Annotated in this window: 16 protein-coding genes; 13 read left to right on the plus strand and 3 right to left on the minus strand. The window is 72.7% G+C overall.

The window, feature by feature from the left end; genetic code table 11:
- Position 1 precedes the first annotated feature (1 nt).
- The 3 genes from FRAAL_RS08665 to FRAAL_RS08675 all read left to right on the plus strand — a co-directional run bounded on the left by FRAAL_RS08665 (position 2) and on the right by FRAAL_RS08675 (position 4,036).
- Positions 2 to 2,650, plus strand: a complete 2,649-nt coding sequence (locus FRAAL_RS08665) for a ComEC/Rec2 family competence protein (protein ID WP_011603170.1) — start codon at positions 2 to 4, stop codon at positions 2,648 to 2,650.
- 13 nt (positions 2,651 to 2,663) lie between these two features.
- Positions 2,664 to 3,662, plus strand: a complete 999-nt coding sequence (holA, locus tag FRAAL_RS08670) for a DNA polymerase III subunit delta (protein WP_231861579.1) — start codon at positions 2,664 to 2,666, stop codon at positions 3,660 to 3,662.
- Between the two features lie 65 nt (positions 3,663 to 3,727).
- Positions 3,728 to 4,036 (plus strand): hypothetical protein, encoded by a 309-nt coding sequence (locus FRAAL_RS08675; protein WP_231861580.1) that lies wholly within the window; start codon positions 3,728 to 3,730, stop codon positions 4,034 to 4,036.
- A 168-nt stretch (positions 4,037 to 4,204) separates the two neighbouring features.
- Here the strand turns inward: FRAAL_RS08675 and rpsT are convergent, their stop codons facing one another.
- A complete protein-coding gene (gene rpsT, locus FRAAL_RS08680; protein ID WP_041939039.1) occupies positions 4,205 to 4,474 on the minus strand; it encodes a 30S ribosomal protein S20 in 270 nt (89 codons plus the stop codon).
- A gap of 327 nt (positions 4,475 to 4,801) precedes the next feature.
- Here rpsT and lepA point away from each other — a divergent pair, with 327 nt between their 5' ends.
- Positions 4,802 to 6,649 carry a translation elongation factor 4 gene (lepA, locus tag FRAAL_RS08685; RefSeq protein WP_011603175.1) on the plus strand — a complete coding sequence of 616 codons (1,848 nt, stop codon included), beginning with the start codon at positions 4,802 to 4,804 and terminating at the stop codon, positions 6,647 to 6,649.
- An 84-nt stretch (positions 6,650 to 6,733) separates the two neighbouring features.
- Here the strand turns inward: lepA and FRAAL_RS33710 are convergent, their stop codons facing one another.
- Entirely contained in the window at positions 6,734 to 6,898 is a 165-nt protein-coding gene (locus FRAAL_RS33710) for a hypothetical protein (RefSeq protein WP_173402681.1), read from the minus strand.
- A gap of 229 nt (positions 6,899 to 7,127) precedes the next feature.
- Between FRAAL_RS33710 and hemW the strand changes: the two genes are divergently transcribed.
- The 9 genes from hemW to era all read left to right on the plus strand — a co-directional run bounded on the left by hemW (position 7,128) and on the right by era (position 16,197).
- Entirely contained in the window at positions 7,128 to 8,363 is a 1,236-nt protein-coding gene (gene hemW / locus FRAAL_RS08695; protein ID WP_011603177.1) for a radical SAM family heme chaperone HemW, read from the plus strand.
- A 300-nt stretch (positions 8,364 to 8,663) separates the two neighbouring features.
- Entirely contained in the window at positions 8,664 to 9,683 is a 1,020-nt protein-coding gene (gene hrcA, locus FRAAL_RS08700; RefSeq protein WP_011603178.1) for a heat-inducible transcriptional repressor HrcA, read from the plus strand.
- Positions 9,683 to 10,828 (plus strand): molecular chaperone DnaJ, encoded by a 1,146-nt coding sequence (dnaJ, locus tag FRAAL_RS08705; protein ID WP_011603179.1) that lies wholly within the window; start codon positions 9,683 to 9,685, stop codon positions 10,826 to 10,828. The genes hrcA and dnaJ overlap by 1 nt, the downstream gene beginning before the upstream one ends.
- 101 nt (positions 10,829 to 10,929) lie before the next feature.
- Entirely contained in the window at positions 10,930 to 11,697 is a 768-nt protein-coding gene (locus FRAAL_RS08710) for a 16S rRNA (uracil(1498)-N(3))-methyltransferase (protein WP_011603180.1), read from the plus strand.
- Between the two features lie 148 nt (positions 11,698 to 11,845).
- Positions 11,846 to 12,895: a PhoH family protein gene (locus tag FRAAL_RS08715; protein WP_011603181.1), complete on the plus strand. Its 1,050-nt coding sequence runs from the start codon at positions 11,846 to 11,848 to the stop codon at positions 12,893 to 12,895.
- Positions 12,896 to 12,923: 28 nt separating this feature from the next.
- Positions 12,924 to 13,469: an rRNA maturation RNase YbeY gene (gene ybeY / locus FRAAL_RS08720; protein WP_011603182.1), complete on the plus strand. Its 546-nt coding sequence runs from the start codon at positions 12,924 to 12,926 to the stop codon at positions 13,467 to 13,469.
- Positions 13,470 to 13,488: 19 nt separating this feature from the next.
- Positions 13,489 to 14,850, plus strand: a complete 1,362-nt coding sequence (locus FRAAL_RS08725; protein ID WP_041940321.1) for a hemolysin family protein — start codon at positions 13,489 to 13,491, stop codon at positions 14,848 to 14,850.
- Entirely contained in the window at positions 14,847 to 15,251 is a 405-nt protein-coding gene (locus FRAAL_RS08730; protein WP_011603184.1) for a cytidine deaminase-like protein, read from the plus strand. Before FRAAL_RS08725 ends, FRAAL_RS08730 begins: the two co-directional genes overlap by 4 nt.
- A gap of 1 nt (position 15,252) precedes the next feature.
- Positions 15,253 to 16,197 (plus strand): GTPase Era, encoded by a 945-nt coding sequence (gene era / locus FRAAL_RS08735; protein ID WP_011603185.1) that lies wholly within the window; start codon positions 15,253 to 15,255, stop codon positions 16,195 to 16,197.
- Positions 16,198 to 16,392: 195 nt separating this feature from the next.
- Here era and FRAAL_RS08740 read toward each other — a convergent pair whose 3' ends face one another.
- Positions 16,393 to 17,640 (minus strand): NUDIX domain-containing protein, encoded by a 1,248-nt coding sequence (locus tag FRAAL_RS08740; RefSeq protein WP_231861581.1) that lies wholly within the window; start codon positions 17,638 to 17,640, stop codon positions 16,393 to 16,395.
- Positions 17,641 to 17,651: the final 11 nt, after the last annotated feature.

Consider the following 17,651-nt stretch of genomic DNA (forward strand, 5'->3'; position numbering starts at 1 on the left):
GATGGTCGCCGTGGGCATGGAGACCGGCCTCGCGCTGCCCCAGGGACCGTCGGCCGCAGTTGCGCCGGCCGACGCCCGGCTGGTCACGCCCGCGCTGGCGGCCTGGGTCGGCGCGGCGGTCGCGGTCCGCTGGTCGCTGCCGGACGCCGCACTCGTCCTCGCCGCCGCGGCAGTCCTGACGGTGCCGGCCGGCCTGCTGACCCGGGCCCGCCGCCGGCACCGGCGCGCTCCCGGCAGCGGGAGTGTCGCGGCGCCGTCTTCGATGGACGACGGCGGCGACGGCGATAGCCATGGCTATGGCGATCACGACGGCTTTCTGCCCGCGGCTGCCCGGGTGGCCCTGACGGCCGTGGTGTTCCTCGCCGCCGGAGTCCTCGCCGGCGGGCTGGCGGCGCGTCCCGGCAACCGGGGCCCGCTTGCCGATCTGGTGCGGCGAGGGGTGTCGGTGAGCGCTCGGGCCGTCGTCACGGACGATCCGCGGCCGGCCGCCACGGCCACGCCCCGAGTCGGTCCGCCAACGGCCACCGCCACGACGTTCGTCGTACCCGTCCGATTGGAGCGCGTCACCGCCGGGTCCGTCGTGGTGCGGCTGCGTGCCTCGGCCATCCTGCTCGGACGGGGGGTCGGCTGGAGTGGTCTGCTACCCAGCCAGCATCTCGACGTCGCGGGCCGGCTCGCCGCCCCTCGGGCAGGCGACACCGTCGCCGCGGTCGTGCTGGCCATCAGAGCGCCGCGCCTGCGGGGCGATCCTGATGCGGTGCAGCGCTTCGCCGGGCGGCTGCGGGTCGGCCTGCGCGAAGCCGCCGCAGGCCTGCCCGAGCCGCGGCGTGGTCTGCTGCCGGCGCTCGTCGTCGGGGACGTCTCCGGACTCGACGGGGACCTCCGCGCCGACTTCCGCCGGGCCGGGATGTCGCATCTGACCGCGGTCTCCGGCGGCAACGTCGCCATCGTGACCGCGGCTGCTCTGGTCGTGGCGGCACGGGCGCGGCGTGGTCTGCGTGGGCGGGCGGTGGTTGGTGTGGCCGCCCTGGTCGGGTTCGTCGTCCTCGCCCGACCCTCCGCCAGCGTCCTGCGTGCCGCGGTGATGGGGCTCATCGGGCTGGCCGCGTTCGCCGCCGGCCGACCTCGCGCGGTCCTGCCAGCCCTGGCGGCGAGCGTCACCGTGCTCGTCCTCGCGCGGCCCGCCCTCGCGGTCTCCGTCGGCTTCGCCCTGTCCGTGCAGGCCACCGCCGGGATGATCGTCTTTGCGCCGGCCTGGCACACCGCCCTCGCGCGGCGGCTGCCCGATCGGCTCGCCGAGGTGCTCGCGGTGGCGGCGGCCGCCCAGCTGGCCTGCACGCCGCTGCTGGCGTGGATCGGCGGGGGCCTGAGCCTGGTCGCGATCGGCGCGAACGTCCTCGCCGTGGTGGCGGTGCCCGTGGCGACCGTGCTGGGCGTCCTGGTCCTGGTCGTCGCCGCCGTGTCGCCCCCGCTGGCCCGGATGCTGGCGCACGTTGCGGACCTGCCCTGCTGGTGGCTGGTGACGGTCGCGCACCGCTGCGCGCACCTTCCGGCGGCCACGGTCGGCTGGCCCGCCGGGGTCCTGGGAGCCGGCGCGGCAGCCTTCGCCGCCCTCGTCGCGGTGGCGGTACTGCGCCGGCGGTGGGGGCGCCGGGTGGCCGCCGCGGCCGTCGTCGGCCTGCTTCTGGCGCGCTGCGCCGTCGTCGAGCGGTTCGCCTCCTGGCCGCCTGCCGGCTGGCGGCTGGTGGCCTGCGACGTCGGGCAGGGGGATGCGCTGGTGCTGTCGGCCGGGCCCGGCAGTGCGGTGCTGGTCGACGCGGGACCCGATCCGGACCTGCTGGCCCGCTGCCTCGACGAGCTCGGCGTGCGGCGCCTACCCGTGATCGTCCTGAGTCACCTGCACGCGGATCACGTCGACGGGCTCCCCGGTGTGCTCGGCCGGCTGCCGGTGGGGGAGGTGCTGGTCGGTCCGCTGCGGGAGCCGGCGGGTCAGTGGCGATCAGTCCGTCGGTGGGCAGACCGGGCGCGCGTGCCGCTGCGCACCATCACCGCCGGTTCCCGGGGTCAGGTGGGCGCGGTCTGTTGGACGGTGCTGGCGCCACAGATCATCCTGCATGGCACCGACAGCGATCCCAACAACGACAGCGTCGTGCTGTCCGCCCGGGTCGGCCCCGTGACCATCCTGCTCACGGGGGACGTGGAGGCGACCGCCCAACGGCTGTCACTCGGCCGTCCGCAGGATCGGGCCGGGCTGCGGGCGGACGTCCTCAAGGTTCCGCACCACGGGTCCGCCAACCAGGACCCCGGATTCCTCGCCGCGAGCGGGGCCCGCTTCGCGTTGATCAGCGTCGGGACGGGCAACGACTACGGTCACCCGGCAGCATCGACGCTGCGCGCGCTGCGCCGGGCGGGGATGGCCGTCGCCCGGACCGACCGCGACGGGGCACTCGCCGTCGTCGCGCCGAGGTCGCCCGCCGGGGCGGGCCGGCCCGGCGAGTCCGGGCAGCCCGGTCGGCCCGGCGAGTCCGGCGAGTCCGGTCAGTCCGGCGAGGGGTGTCCCCGGCCCGGGGTGGATCCCTCGGCCCGGCTCTCGGTGTCGGACCGTGACGAGATCTCGGTGGTGCGTCGCCGAGCAGGGGAGGGATCGTGACATGCTCACCCGCGTGCCAGCTTCTCCAGCGCCCCCGCTCGTTCTCGTCTCCGGTGACGAGGACCTGCTCGTCGGGCGAGCCGTCCGCGAGGTCCTCGACGCGGCCCGGGCCCGCGACCCCGAGGTGGAGGTCGTCGACCGGGCGGCCGCCGAGTTCACCGAGGCGGACATGGTGGACCTCGGCGCCACGTCGATGTTCGGCGGTGGCCGGGCGGTCGTCGTCCGGGGGGTGCAGGACCTCGGGGAGGAACTGCGCGACGCGCTGCTGGCCTACATCAGCCATCCCCTCGACGACGTCGTGCTCGTGCTCGTGCACAGCGGAGCGGTGAAGAACCGCAAGCTGGCCGACGCCATGAAGGCGGCGGGCGCCCGCGTCGTGCCCGCCGCGAAGATCACCAAGCCCCGGGAGCGGCACGACTTCGTGGTCGCCGAGGTCCGTCGCCTCGGCGGGCGTGTCAGCGACGGCGCGGTGCGGGCCCTGCTCGATGCCGTCGGGGGCGATCTGCGCGAGCTCGCAGCGGTGTGTGACCAGCTCGTCGCCGACACCGAGGGCGGCATGTTGGACGAGGCCGCGGTGGCCCGGTTCCATCGGGGACGCGCCGAGGCCACCGGGTTCGCCGTCGCCGACGCGATCATCGGAGGTGACCTGCCGCAGGCGCTGACGCTGCTGCGCCAGGCGGTCGAAGGGGGGACCGCGGCCGTGTTGATCACTAGTGCCGTCGCCGGCGGGCTGCGGGATCTCGCCCGGGTGTCCTCGGCGGGCCCGGGGACGAAGTGGGATCTCGCCCGCGCCCTCGGCATGCCCGACTGGAAGGTCGAGAAGGCGCAGCGTTCGGCGCGTGCCTGGTCCGATCCGGGCCTGGCGCTCGCGCTGCGCGCGTCGGCGACGGCGGATGCCGGCGTGAAGGGGGCGTCCGTGGACGCGGGCTATGCGCTGGAGAAGCTCCTGCGCGAGGTGGCCGCAGCGCGGTCGTTCCCCCGGGATCGGGCCCACCGCGGCGGGCGTCGATGACCGGGGCGCCGCGGCCGGAGGGATCGTCCGCGACGGGCGGCCCGGGCGCGCGGCCGGGGCCGGCCATGGGGCACGACGCCGTGGATCCCGGCGAGACCGACGCGCCGCCACCGGGAGGCTGGTTCGGGCTGCGAGTCCTGCCCGCCGGCTGGATGCGCGGGCTGCTCACGACCGTCACGGGGCTGGTCACGGTGGTCGTCGCGCTGGGAGACCTCGCGAGCGCCTGGGTGGTCGGCGTCCTGCCGGTGACCGTCGGCGCGATGGTCGCCTACCACGAGGTGCTCGAACGGCTGATCCATCCGGCGGGCAACGAGACGCTGGTCGGCGGTCCGGCGAGTGCGCAGAACCCGCCGGGCGATCAGGCAGTCCGCTAGGACCGCTCCGACTGCCGACTGCCGACTGCTACCCGCGCCCGCGGCGGCGAGAGGGTGTGGCTCGCGGGCAGGGCAATCCACGGGCTGGCGATCGCGCAGGGCCGGCCAGGGGCGCGGACACGCAGAAAAGCCGGAGCACCCCTGGTGCCCCGGCTCCGCCGCGCGGTGTCAGCTGGCCGTCAGGCTCGCGTGCGCGCGGGCCAGCGCCGACTTCTTGTTGGCGGCCTGGTTCGGGTGGATGACACCCTTGCTGACAGCCTTGTCCAGCTTGCGGGAGGCGACCCGTAGGGTCTCGCCGGCGCGCTCGGCGTCGCCCGCCTCGACCGCGTCGCGGAACCGGCGCACGTGGGTCTTGAGCTCGGACTTGACAGCCTTGTTGCGCAGCCGCCGCTTCTCGTTGGTGAGGTTGCGCTTGATCTGCGACTTGATGTTGGCCACGCGGAGGAACCTCTGGTTGTCGAGTCGGGATGGTGCGGACACGTCATCATACGGACGCCGGCCGCGCGCGGCGGCCCGGCGTACCGACGCCTCGGAGGCCGGCCGGCCACCTGCACCGAAATCGGTGTGACGCGGAGTCGGAGACGGCCGGACCGCTCGGGACGACGACGCGGCCCACCAAGGCGGCGCCCAGAATATCAAACCGCTGCCGGCCGGTGCACCGGCGCAACCACCGCGCCGCCTCCTGGCACGATGAAGGGAGGTCGACCCAGATCCCGGCACGGGACGGCTCCCGTGACCACCGCGAGCGAAACGAGAACTCTCCGCGTGTCCGCAGCCCCGCACCTGGCGCCCGGCGCCGACCCCGCGATGATCCGCAACTTCTGCATCATCGCCCACATCGACCACGGCAAGTCGACCCTTGCCGACCGGATGCTCGGTGTGACCGGAGTGGTGGAGGCGCGCAACATGCGCGCCCAGTACCTCGACCGGATGGACATCGAGCGCGAGCGTGGGATCACGATCAAGGCCCAGAACGTGCGGTTGCCCTGGCGGGCGCAGGACGGGCAGGACTACATCCTGCATCTCATCGACACGCCCGGCCATGTCGACTTCAGCTACGAGGTGAGCCGGTCGCTGGCCGCCTGCGAGGGCGCGGTGCTGCTGGTCGACGCCGCACAGGGGATCGAGGCCCAGACGTTGGCGAACCTCTACCTCGCGATCGAGAACGACCTGACCATCGTCCCCGTCCTGAACAAGATCGACCTGCCGGCCGCCCAGCCGGAGAAGTACGCCGAGGAGATCGCGGCGATCATCGGCTGCGACCCGGGTGACGTACTGCGCGTGTCGGGCAAGACCGGCCAGGGCGTGCCGGAGCTGCTCAACGAGATCGTTCGGCAGGTGCCCGCGCCGGTCGGCAACCCCGCCGGACCCGCCCGCGCCATGATCTTCGACAGCGTCTACGACATCTACCGCGGCGTCATCACCTACGTCCGGGTCATCGATGGCACCCTCACCACCAGGGACCGCTGCCTGATGATGTCGACGGGCGCCAGCCACGAGACCCTCGAGGTGGGGGTGATCTCGCCGGACCCGCATCCGACGGGCTCGCTGTCGGTCGGTGAGGTCGGCTATGTCATCCCCGGGGTCAAGGACGTCCGCCAGGCCCGCGTGGGCGACACCGTCACCACCACCCGCAATCCGGCCACGGAGATGCTCGGCGGCTACCGCGACCCGCTGCCCATGGTGTATTCGGGGCTGTATCCGATCGACGGCAGCGAGTACCCGGCGTTGCGCGAGGCGCTCGACAAGCTCCAGCTCAACGACGCCGCCCTGACCTACGAGCCGGAGACGTCGGCGGCGCTCGGCTTCGGCTTCCGCTGCGGCTTCCTCGGCCTGCTGCACCTGGAGATCGTCCGGGAGCGCCTCGAGCGCGAGTTCAACCTGACGCTGATCTCCACCGCGCCGAACGTCGTCTACCGGGTGGTGATGGAGGACCTCTCCGAGGTCACCGTGACCAACCCGAGCGACTGGCCCGGCGGGAAGATCGCCGAAGTGTACGAACCGGTCGTCGACGCGATGCTGCTGCTGCCCACCGACTTCGTCGGCGCGGTCATGGAGCTCTGCCAGGGCCGGCGCGGCGTGCTCAAGGGGATGGACTACCTGTCCACCGACCGGGTCGAGCTCAAGTACACCCTGCCGCTCGGTGAGATCATCTTCGACTTCTTCGACGCGTTGAAGTCCCGGACCCGGGGGTACGCGAGCCTCGACTACGAGCCGGCCGGTGAGCAGCTCGCCGACCTGGTCAAGGTCGACATCCTGCTACAGGGCGAGACGGTCGACGCCTTCTCGGCGATCGTGCACAAGGAGAAGGCCTACTCCTATGGCGTGGCGATGACGACCAAGCTGCGCGAGCTGATCCCACGCCAGCAGTTCGAGGTGCCGATCCAGGCGGCGATCGGCAGCCGGATCATCGCCCGGGAGAACATCCGGGCGATCCGCAAGGACGTGCTGGCCAAGTGCTATGGCGGTGACATCACCCGCAAGCGCAAGCTGCTGGAGAAGCAGAAGGAGGGCAAGAAGCGGATGAAGACCATCGGGCGCGTCGAGGTCCCGCAGGAGGCGTTCATCGCCGCGCTGTCCACCGACACCGGGAAGTCCGCGACGAGCAAGTGATCCACCCCCGGGCGGGGGAGATCGGGCGGGTCGACCCGGGGGAGACCGCCGATCACGGCCACCCCCCGGGAGGTCGGCGCGTCGTCAGCTCGTCGGCAGCGGGCTCGCGGGCAGGCGGATCGGCTCGGTCACCGGTTCGGCGAGGGAGAGATCACCGGCGGGCGCGGCGGCGCTGGAACGATACACGGTGGTTCGGGGCGGGAGCAGTTCGGAGATCTCCTCGAGAACGGCCCTGACGTCATCGTCCATGTCCGGATCTTTTCGCACCGGGCTCGACCGGTCGACGATGGTCCGCCCATATCTGATCTTTCGTCAACAACGGGGGCAAAACGTGCCCGACGTCTCGCCGGTGCCGAGGGGGACCCCCGTTTCCGGTGCTTATCCCGCCGTGGTCCTGTTGTGGCCATCTTCGGCCCGCTCGTGCGCTTGACAAACGTGGCGTTGCTGTAACCCCATCCGTTGGGGGCACACTGGGGGCATGCCACAAAAGCCTCCCGACGGGTCACCTCCGCCCGACGACGGCGCTCTCCCGCCGGCCGCTCTGGCCGAGCTGACCGAGCGCGCGCTCGGGGCGTACGTGCACGTGCCCTACTGCGCGGCACGCTGCGGCTACTGTGACTTCAACACCTACACGGCGGCGGATCTGGGCGGTGCCCTGGTCTCCTCGGTGGGCCTGACGACCTTCGTCGACATCGCCACGAAGGAGATCCGGCTGGCCCGGGCGGTGCTGGGCGACGCCGACCTGCCGATCTCCACCGTGTTCATCGGCGGCGGGACGCCGACCCTGCTCTCCGCGGGTGACCTCGCCCGCCTGCTGCACGCCCTCGACGCCGAGTTCGGGCTCGCCGCCGACGCGGAGGTCACCACCGAGGCGAACCCGGAGTCGGTCGACCCGGCCCAGCTCGAGCAGTTGCGGGCGGCCGGCTACACCAGGGTCTCGTTCGGCATGCAGAGCGACCGGCCGCACGTGCTGGCGGCGCTGGACCGCCGGCACACCCCCGGGCGGGTCTCCGAGGTGATGCGCTGGGCGCGCAAAGCCGGGTTCGAGCAGGTGAGCCTCGATCTGATCTACGGGGCGCCGGGCGAATCCGAGGCCGACTGGGCGGCGAGCCTGCGGGCCGCGGTGCAGTTGGGCCCGGACCACGTCAGCGCCTACGCGCTGACCGTCGAGGAGGGCACCAAGCTGTCGCGTCGGGTGCGCCGCGGCGAGCTGCTCGAGCCCGACGACGACCTGCTCGCCGACCGGTACCTGCTCGCCGACGAGATCCTCACCGCCGCCGGACTGACCAACTACGAGGTCAGCAACTGGTCGCGCGGTCCGGCCGCCCGTTGCCGCCACAATCTGGGCTACTGGCGGGGCGACCACTGGTGGGGCTTCGGCCCGGGCGCCCACAGCCACGTCGGCGGTGTGCGGTGGTGGAACGTGCGCCATCCGGCCGAGTACGCCGCCCGCCTCGGCGCGCAGCGCAGTCCGGCCTCGGCGCGCGAGGAACTCGACGCGTCCACCCGACGGGTCGAGCGGGTGATGCTGGGGGTACGGCTCGCCGAGGGGCTCGGCGTGGCCGAGCTCGACGAGGCCGGGCTGGCGGCGTGCGCGGATCTCGCTCGCTCGGGCCTGGTCGAACCGGGCGCGCTCGAGTCCGGCCGGGTGCGCCTGACCCGCCGCGGTCGCCTGCTCACCGACACGGTGGTCCGGGCTCTGCTGCCAGACTGATCCATGGCCGACCGGCTGATCCGTGGCCGACCGGCTGATCCCTGGCCGACGGGTCGGCTCACGCTCGATCGGGCGGGCCGCCATGGTGCGGAACCCGGGTGCCCCGATGGTCGTTCTGTTGGAAGGATGTCGCCGACTCCTCACCGGCCATTCGTGGAGCGGCTCATGTTGTGTGCTTCATGCTTGGCTGACGGCTACACTTGGCACTCACTGCGGCCGAGTGCCAGGCCTGGTGTCGTCGGTGCTGGTGCACGCACCGTGGCCCGGCCACGTCCCGCTTGGTGAAGGGGGTGCGACCGCGTGCTAGAGGAACGGCGGCTCGAAGTCCTGCGGGCGATCGTGGAGGACTTCGTCCTGAGCAACGAGCCGGTGGGCTCCAAGGCGCTGGCGGAGCGTCATAATCTCGGGGTCTCGCCGGCTACTGTCCGCAACGACATGTCCGCGTTGGAGGAAGAGGGCTACATCACGCAGCCCCACACCAGCGCCGGGCGGATTCCGACGGACAAGGGCTACCGGTTGTTCGTCGACCGGTTGTCCGGGGTCAAGCCGCTGTCCCGGGCCGAGCGCCGGGCCATCCAGAGCTTTCTGGAAGGCGCTGTCGACCTCGACGACGTCGTCCGCCGCTCGGTTCGCCTGCTCGCTCAGCTCACCCGCCAGGTTGCGGTGGTGCAGTACCCGTCGCTGTCGAGCAGCAGCGTCCGGCACATCGAGGTGGTGACCCTCGGCCCGCGGCGGATGCTCATGGTGATGATCACCGATACCGGTCGGGTGGAGCAGCGGATCATCGACAGTCTCACGCCGGTGGACGAGGAGATCGCGGGCGAGCTGCGGGCGACCCTCAACTGCGCGCTGGCCGGCCAGCGGCTGGTCGACGCCCCCGAGGTCGTCGCCACCCTGCCCGACCAGGCCCGCCCGGAGCTGCGGCCGTGCCTGGCGACGATGACCGGGGCGGTGCTGGAGTCCCTGGTGGATCGCCCGGAGGAGCGTCTCGCCATGGCCGGTACGGCGAACCTCACCAGGGCCTCGGTCGACTTCGCCGACTCGTTGCGGTCGATACTGGAGGCGCTCGAGGAGCAGGTCGTGTTGATGAAGCTCATCGGCTCGGCCCGCGAGACCGGTACTGTAACGGTACGCATCGGTCGAGAGACGGACGTGGACGCCCTGCGGTCGACCGCAGTGGTGGCCACCGGCTATGGCCGCGGTCCTTTCGCCCTGGGCGGAATGGGAGTGGTCGGTCCGATGCGCATGGACTATCCGTGGACGATGGCGGCCGTCCGGGCCGTCGCCAAATACGTGGGTGAACTCTTGGGTGCCGACTGATGGCCGTGGACTACTACGCAGTTCTCGGCGTGCGCCGAGACGCGTCGAACGACGAGATCAAACGGGCCTACCGCAAGCTCGCACGGGAGCTGCACCCTGATGTCAACCCCGACCCGGAGGCGCAGCAGCGTTTCCGCGGGGTGACCGCGGCCTACGAGGTGCTCTCGGACCCGGAGAAGCGCCAGATCGTCGACCTGGGCGGCGACCCGCTCGCGCCCGGTGGCGGTGGTGGGGGTGCCGGCTCGCCGTTCGGCGCCGGCTTCGGCGGGCTCGGCGACATCATGGACGCCTTCTTCGGCGGCGGGACGGCCCGCGGGCCCCGCTCCCGGGTCCGGCGCGGCAACGACGCGCTGCTGCGGATCGAGCTGGACCTGGCCGAGACCGCCTTCGGTGCCACCCGGGAGATCACCGTGGACACCGCGGCCGTGTGCTCGACCTGCACCGGCGCCGGGGCGGCTCCCGGCACCCATCCGGCGACCTGCGGCACCTGCGGCGGTCGTGGGGAGGTCCAGCAGGTGACCCGCTCCTTCCTGGGGCAGATGGTCACCTCTCGTCCGTGCCCGCGCTGCTCGGGTACCGGCACGGTGATCGAGCATCCCTGCCGCGACTGCGGGGGGGACGGCCGGGTCCGCAAGCGTCGCACCCTGACGGTGAAGATCCCCTCCGGGGTTGAGGACGGGATGCGCATCCGGCTGTCCGGGGAGGGCGAGGTCGGCCCCGGTGGCGGGCCGCCGGGCGACCTGTACGTCGAGGTCTCCGAACGCCAGCATCCGGTGTTCACCCGTGAGGGCGACGACCTGCACTGCGAGCTGCCGCTGCCGATGACCTCGGCGGCGCTGGGCACCTCCGCCACCCTGGAGACCCTCGACGGCACCGAGACGATCGCGGTGAAGCCGGGCACCCAGCCAGGCGAGGTCATCAAGCTTGCCGGGCGCGGCGTCCCGCACCTGCGGGCCGCCGGGCGGGGGCACCTGCACATCCACATCAACGTGGAGACGCCGACGAAGCTGGACGCGGAGCAGGAGCGGTTGCTCCGGGAGCTGGCGAAGATCCGGGACGAGGAGGCGCCCGCGGTCGTGGGCGGTTCCACCGGTGGCAGCGCGAGCGGGCTGTTCCGCCGGCGCGGGTCGCGGCGCGGGCGCTAGCCCGTCGGCGCGGCCGGTCCCGGTCTCCGGTCCGTACTCCGCCGAGAGGATCCCCACTGACCAGCGCGCTGTTTCGGCTGTCCCCGCTGCCCACCGCGGACGTGTTCACCCTGTCCGGACCGGAGGGGCGTCATGCGGCGACGGTGCGCCGGCTGCGCCCCGGCGAGCCGGTGGACGTCACCGACGGTCGCGGGGCGGCGTTGGAGTGCGCCGTCGTCGCCGTCCGGCGCGACGAGATCGACTGTGCGGTGCGCCGACGGGTCGACGCGGCGGTGCCACATCCCCGCCTCGTCGTCGTGCAGGCGCTGGCCAAGGGCGACCGCGGCGAGCGGGCGGTGGAAATGCTGACCGAGGTCGGTGTCGACGAGATCGTGCCGTGGTCGGCGGCGCGCTCGGTGGTCCGTTGGGACGGCGAGCGGGGCGGGCGGGCCCGGGAACGCTGGGTTCGGGCCGCGGCGGAGGCGTCGAAGCAGTCCCACCGCCTGCACTGGCCGGTGGTCGGCGACCTCGTCGGGACGGCGGAGCTGACCCGGCGTGTGGCGTCGGCGGCCCTCGCCGTGGTGCTGCACGAGCAGGCCGGCGACCCGCTGGTGGGCCTGGCCCGCCGCAGCGCCGCGGCCCTCGACGGGGTGACGGCGGTGGCATCGGTGGCATCCGCGGCTCAACCGAACCCGGCGGCGGAGATCCTGCTCGTCGTCGGCCCCGAGGGGGGCATCGCCGACGCCGAGGTGGACGCGCTGCATCAGGCCGGCGCCGTGGTGGCGCGCCTGGGTCCGACGGTGCTGCGCACCTCCACCGCCGGCGTGGTGGCGTCCTCGGTCGTTCTTGCGGATCTCGGCCGCTGGGACGCTCGACGTGTTGATGGATAGACTGGCGGGGTAGCGCCTGCGACTGGCGTTTGGTGGGTGGTTCCTGCCCCGGCAGGGTGCTGACCCGAGTGCCCGTCCTCCACGCGTCGCACCACCCACCACGGTCATCGATCCTGAGAGGTGCCGCGGCCGTAGCTGGCCGCTCTCTATGCCCGAATCCGTCACGCCACCCGTCGCGCCGGCCGCTGCGGCCACGACGCGCATCGTCGTCCCCGGCCCGCACAGCATGGTGAGCCTGCTGGGCCAGCAGGACGAACTGCTGCGTACCGTCGAGCGGGCCTTCTCCTCGGACATCCACGTGCGCGGCAACGAGATCACCATCACCGGCCCGCCGGCGGAGAACGAACTGGCCGCGCAGCTGTTCGCGGAGCTCATCGCCCTGCTCGACGCGGGCACCGAGCTCAGCCCGCAGCACGTCGACCACTCGCTGGCGATGCTGCGCAGCGGTTCGCAGGAGCGGCCCGCCGAGGTCCTCACCCTCAACATCCTGTCGAACCGGGGCCGGACGATCCGCCCCAAGACGCTCAATCAGAAGCGTTACGTCGACGCGATCGACCAGCACACGATCGTGTTCGGGATCGGGCCCGCCGGTACCGGCAAGACGTACCTGGCGATGGCGAAGGCGGTTCAGGCGCTGCAGGCCAAGAAGGTCAACCGGATCATCCTGACCCGGCCGGCGGTCGAGGCGGGGGAGCGGCTCGGCTTCCTGCCGGGCACCCTGTACGAGAAGATCGATCCCTACCTGCGCCCGCTCTACGACGCGCTGCACGACATGATCGACCCGGACTCGATCCCGCGGCTGATGCAGGCCGGGACGATCGAGGTCGCCCCGCTGGCCTACATGCGCGGCCGGACCCTGAACGACGCCTTCATCATCCTCGACGAGGCGCAGAACACCTCGCCCGAGCAGATGAAGATGTTCCTCACCCGGCTCGGCTTCGGAGCCAAGATCGTGGTGACGGGTGACGTCACCCAGGTCGACCTGCCCAGCGGTACCCGCAGCGGGCTGCGGGTCGTCCGGGAGATCCTCGACGGCGTCGAGGACGTGCACTTCGCGTCCCTGACCAGCTCCGACGTCGTCCGCCACCGGCTGGTGAGCGAGATCGTCGACGCGTACGCCCGCTGGGACGCCGCCGCGGACCATGCTGGTGCCGCGGCTGCGGCGCCCGCCCGCCCCGGCCGCCGCGAGCGACGGTGACCGTGTCGGGGCTCGGAGAGGACTGCTGATGGCCGTGTTCGTCGCCAACGAGTCGGGCGCGAACGACGTGGACGAGGTCCGGCTCACGGCCCTCGCCCGCTTCGTGCTCGACGCGATGAAGGTGAACCCGCTGGCGGAGCTGTCGGTGATGCTGGTCGAGGAGAAGGCCATGGCCGACCTGCACGTGCGGTACATGGGCGAGGAGGGCCCGACCGACGTGCTCTCCTTCGCGCAGGACGACGCGTTCGACGCCTCCTGGTCGGAGTCGGTCGACGACGATCCCACGACGCTGCTCGGAGATGTGGTCCTCTGCCCCGACGTCGCGCGCCGCCAGGCGGAGCAGGCGGGGCACTCCCACGAGCGCGAACTGCACCTGCTGTGCACCCACGGCATCCTGCACCTGCTCGGGTACGACCATGCCGAGCCGGACGAGGAACGCGAGATGTGGAAGATCCAGAACAAACTGTTGGCGTCCTGGGACACCGCGGTGAAGGCCGCCGGCGGGAAGCGTCCCGCCGGCGGTGCGGACGGTGCGGACGGAGCTGGAGAGCCCGGCCCCACCGCCGCGCGCTGACCCCGGTCGGGGGGAGCCGATGAGCTCCGGCGATCTTCTGCTTGTCTTCATCGCGGTGGTCGCGTCCCTCGCCGCCGCGGGTTTCGGCTGCGTGGACGCGGCCCTGACCCGGGTGTCGCGGGTGTCGGTGGACACCTTCGCGCGCCAGGGGCGTGCCGGTGCGGCGAACCTCGCGACCGTCGTCGCCGACCCCGGCCGCTTCCTCGCGTTGCTGCTGCTCCTGCGGGTGGTCGGCGAGATGCTCGCCGCAGCCTGCCTGACGATCCTGTTCGCGCACGCCTACGGGACGGGCTTCGCCGCCGTGGGGCTCGGCACCCTGGTGGCGACCCTGATCGCCTACATCCTCGTCGGGGTGATGTTCCGGACCCTCGGCCGCCAGCACGCCCCGGCGGTCGCGCTCGCCACCGCGGGGCTGACCGTTCGCCTCGCCCGGATCTTCGGGCCGCTGCCTCGGCTGCTCATCGCGTTGGGCAACGCCGTCACCCCGGGGCCCGGATTCCGGGACGGGCCCTTCGCCTCCGAGGCGGAGCTGCGCGACCTGGTCGACCTCGCCGAGGAGAACGAGGTCATCGAGCGCGAGGAACGCGACATGATCGCGTCGGTGTTCGAGCTGGGTGACACCCTCGTCCGGGAGGTGATGGTGCCACGACCGGACATGGTGTTCATCGAGTCGTCCAAGACCGTGCGCCAGGCTCTCTCGCTTGCCCTGCGCAGCGGTTTCTCCCGCGTCCCGGTGATCGGCGAGAGCGTCGACGACGTCGTGGGCATCGCCTTTCTCAAGGACATGGTCCGCCGCGAGCGCGACGGCGACGAGGACGGTCCCGTCGCCGAGATCATGCGCGCGCCCGTGCTCGTGCCGGAGAGCAAGCCCGCCGACGACCTGCTGCGGGAGATGCAGGCCTCGCGGACCCACATGGCGATCGTCATCGACGAGTACGGTGGGACCGCCGGGCTCGTGACCATCGAGGACATTCTCGAGGAGATCGTCGGCGAGATCACCGACGAGTACGACAGCGAGGTGGCACCGGTGGAGTGGCTCGATCCCGACACGGCTCGGGTCACCGCCCGGCTCGACGTGGACGATCTCGTCAAACTCTTCGACTTCGACGTCGACGAACTGCCCGGCGCGGACGACTCGGTGACCGTCGGCGGCCTGCTCGCCACGGCCCTGGGTCGGGTTCCCATCCCGGGCGCCACCGTGACGGTCGGCGGCCTGCGGCTGTCCGCGGAGCGGGCGGCCGGCCGGCGCAACCAGATCGGCACGATCGTCGTCAGCCGCCCGCCGCGCCCGCCGGGCGACGCCGACGACCCGGCCCCGGGCGGAGCAGACGGCGGTGAGCCGGCCGGGCGCTCACCCCAGGACGGAAAGGTAATCTCGTGACCGCTGACCCGACCCCGCAGGCGACGGCGCCCGCCGGGGCGGCCCTCGACCTGGCCGCGGAGGACGCGAAACTGCTCGTCCTGGCCCGCTCGGCGCGGCTGCGCGCCTACGTGCCCGACGGCAGGCCCGCCGAAGGTGCGGCCCTGCGTGACACCGACGGCCGCACCTACGCCGCCGCCACCGTCGGGCTGAGCCGGCCGGAGTTGGCGATCTCGGCGTTGCGGGCGGCCGTGGCCGCGGCGGTCTCCAGCGGGGCGCGCCGCTTCGAGGCCGCGGCCGTCGTCACGGAAAGTGATGAGGTCGCGGGCGACGATGTTGCCACCCTCGCCGAGTTCGGCGCCGGCGTCCCCGTCTTCCTCGGCGGCACCGACGGCGTGGCTCGCAGCAGGACGAACAGCTAGCGTGCCGACTCCGAGTCACGCCCCCGGCGGCACGACCCCGGCGGAGTTCAGGTCCGGGTTCGCCTGCCTCGTCGGCCGGCCCAACGCCGGCAAGTCGACGCTGACGAACGCGCTGGTCGGCACCAAGGTCGCCATCACCAGCGGCCGGCCGCAGACTACCCGGCACGCCATCCGGGGCATCGTGCACCGCACCGACGCCCAGCTCGTCCTCGTCGACACGCCCGGGCTGCACCGGCCGCGCACGCTGCTCGGCCAGCGTCTCAACGACGTCGTGCGCGCCACTCTGTCCGAGGTCGACGTCGTCGGCTTCTGCATGCCCGCCGACGAACCCGTGGGCCGGGGTGACCGCTTCATCGCCGAGGAGCTGTCCCGACTGCCGAAACGGACTCCGGTGGTGGCCATCCTGACCAAGACCGACAAGGTCGGCGACGCCGACAGGATCGGCGCGCGGCTGCTCGACGTGGCCGGCCTCGGCGACTTCAGTGACATCGTCCCGGTCAGCGCCATCCGCTCCTACCAGGTGGACGTGCTCGCCGACGTGCTGGCCGCCCGGCTGCCGACGGGCCCGGCACTCTACCCCGGCGGCGAGCTGACCGACGAGCCCGAGCAGGTCATGGTCGCCGAACTGGTCCGGGAGGCGGCGCTGGAGGGAGTCCGCGACGAGCTGCCGCATTCGCTGGCGGTGGTCGTCGAGGAGATGATCCCTCGGGAGGGTCGATCGCCCCAGAACCCGCTGCTGGACGTGCGGGTGAACGTCTTCGTCGAGCGACCCAGCCAGAAGGCGATCGTCATCGGCTCCGGCGGCTCCCGACTCAAGACGGTCGGCACCCGGGCCCGCGGGCAGATCGAGGCGCTGCTCGGCACGCCGGTCTTTCTGGACCTGCACGTCAAGGTCGCGAAGGACTGGCAGCGCGACCCCCGCCAGCTACGCCGCCTGGGCTTCTAGCCCGCGGCCGGGGCCGCCCGCCGCCGACCCGCGCGCACGGTCCGCGGGGGTGCGGTCACGCGCGGTGCGGTGCGCACGGCAAGTTGCGGTGCGTGCGGCGAGTTGCGGTGCGTGCGGCAAGTCGCGGTGCGACGGGCACGGTTTCGGGGGCTGAAGCGTACGGAACGCACCGCAGCCGCAGGGTGCCGGTGCCGATCAGCGGCCGAACGGCCACCGTGGCCACCGATGTCGGCGGGGAAGCGCCCGGGTCGGAGGGTCGGACCCGTCGTTGACGACCGCGCCGTCGACGATCTCCAGGATAGGTGGCATGGCCCGCCGCGGTCGCCGCTGCGCCGCCGCGGCGGCGTCCGCGGTCGCGGGGGAGGGGCTGGGGGTGGGGGCGTGGGATCCGTCGTTCGGTGTCCCGGCATCACCGGAACCGGTGCGCCGGGACACCGGGGCGTCACCGGCCGCCTCGTCCGGTTCCCTGGCGGTGACCTGCTCGGACTCGGTCTGCTTGCGCTTCCTGGCCGGGTCGGTGATCACGGTCTCGTCGGCCCTGGTGCTCGGGTCGGCCGCGAGGGTCTGGCCGGCCGTGAGGACCTCGTCGGGCGTGGAGGTCTGGTCGGGCGTGGTGGTCTGGTCGGGCCTGGGGGTCTGGTCGGGCGTGGTGGTCGGGTCGGTGGGGGTGGCCTTGTCGGTGGGCGTGACCTGGTCGGGGTGGGTGTCTTCGGCGGACTCCGGGGGCTCGCCGGACGTCCCGAGGGAGGCCGAGGATCGGTCGGATGACGGGGCCGGCTCGGCTGCGCCGGCATCGTCAGGTGCCGCGGGCCGGCCGGCTGCCGAGGGTGGGCCGGCTGCAGAGGTCTCGTCGGCTGCGGAGCTCCCGTCGGCTGCGGAGGTCTCGTCGGCGGCCGGTGTCACGGCGGAGCCGGGTGCCGCCGCGGCTCGCGCGGGTGGGACGGGGATGGCGGCGGCCGGGTCGTCAGCGAGGGTCAGCGGTGGTGCGTCGTCGGTGAGCGCGGCGTTCAGCAGCGCCTGGCGGTTGGCGAGGATGAAGGCCTTGGCCTCCGGGGGCTGCAGGGCGTAGCGGCTGAGCTTCTTGCCGCGCAGGTCTATCCGTTCGACGTCGTAGCGGCCCTTGGCGGGGTTCGTGAACTCCTCGCCGGTGCGCTTGCTCAGGTCCATGGAGACCAGGCGGCAGACGAAGAAGTGCGACACCGCGATCCCGTCGCCGCGTGGCGGGCTGGTGAGGAACACCTGCTGGACGCGGTCGACGGTCGCGCCGAGCTCCTCGGCGAGTTCGCGGTGCAGGGCCGCCTCCACCGAGCCGTCCTCGCGGTCCACCCCGCCGCCGGGGGTGGACCAGTAGGGCTTGCGCTTCGGCAGTGTTCGCCGGAAGACCACCAGCCGGCCGTTGCCGTCGATGAGGATCGCTCGCGCCGCCCGCCGTACCACCCGCACCAAGCCATCAT

Source organism: Frankia alni ACN14a (genome assembly GCF_000058485.1).
GTDB classification, from domain to species: Bacteria; Actinomycetota; Actinomycetes; order Frankiales; family Frankiaceae; genus Frankia; species Frankia alni.

Coding starts and splice junctions, on each gene's coding strand:
- dnaJ (WP_011603179.1), top strand. CDS start 9,683: ATGGCCGTGGACTACTACGCAGTTCTCGGCGTGCGCCGAGACGCGTCG.
- ybeY (WP_011603182.1), top strand. CDS start 12,924: ATGGCCGTGTTCGTCGCCAACGAGTCGGGCGCGAACGACGTGGACGAG.
- FRAAL_RS08715 (WP_011603181.1), top strand. CDS start 11,846: ATGCCCGAATCCGTCACGCCACCCGTCGCGCCGGCCGCTGCGGCCACG.
- FRAAL_RS08725 (WP_041940321.1), top strand. CDS start 13,489: ATGAGCTCCGGCGATCTTCTGCTTGTCTTCATCGCGGTGGTCGCGTCC.
- FRAAL_RS08675 (WP_231861580.1), top strand. CDS start 3,728: ATGGGGCACGACGCCGTGGATCCCGGCGAGACCGACGCGCCGCCACCG.
- FRAAL_RS33710 (WP_173402681.1), bottom strand. CDS start 6,898: ATGGACGATGACGTCAGGGCCGTTCTCGAGGAGATCTCCGAACTGCTC.
- FRAAL_RS08665 (WP_011603170.1), top strand. CDS start 2: ATGGTCGCCGTGGGCATGGAGACCGGCCTCGCGCTGCCCCAGGGACCG.
- hemW (WP_011603177.1), top strand. CDS start 7,128: ATGCCACAAAAGCCTCCCGACGGGTCACCTCCGCCCGACGACGGCGCT.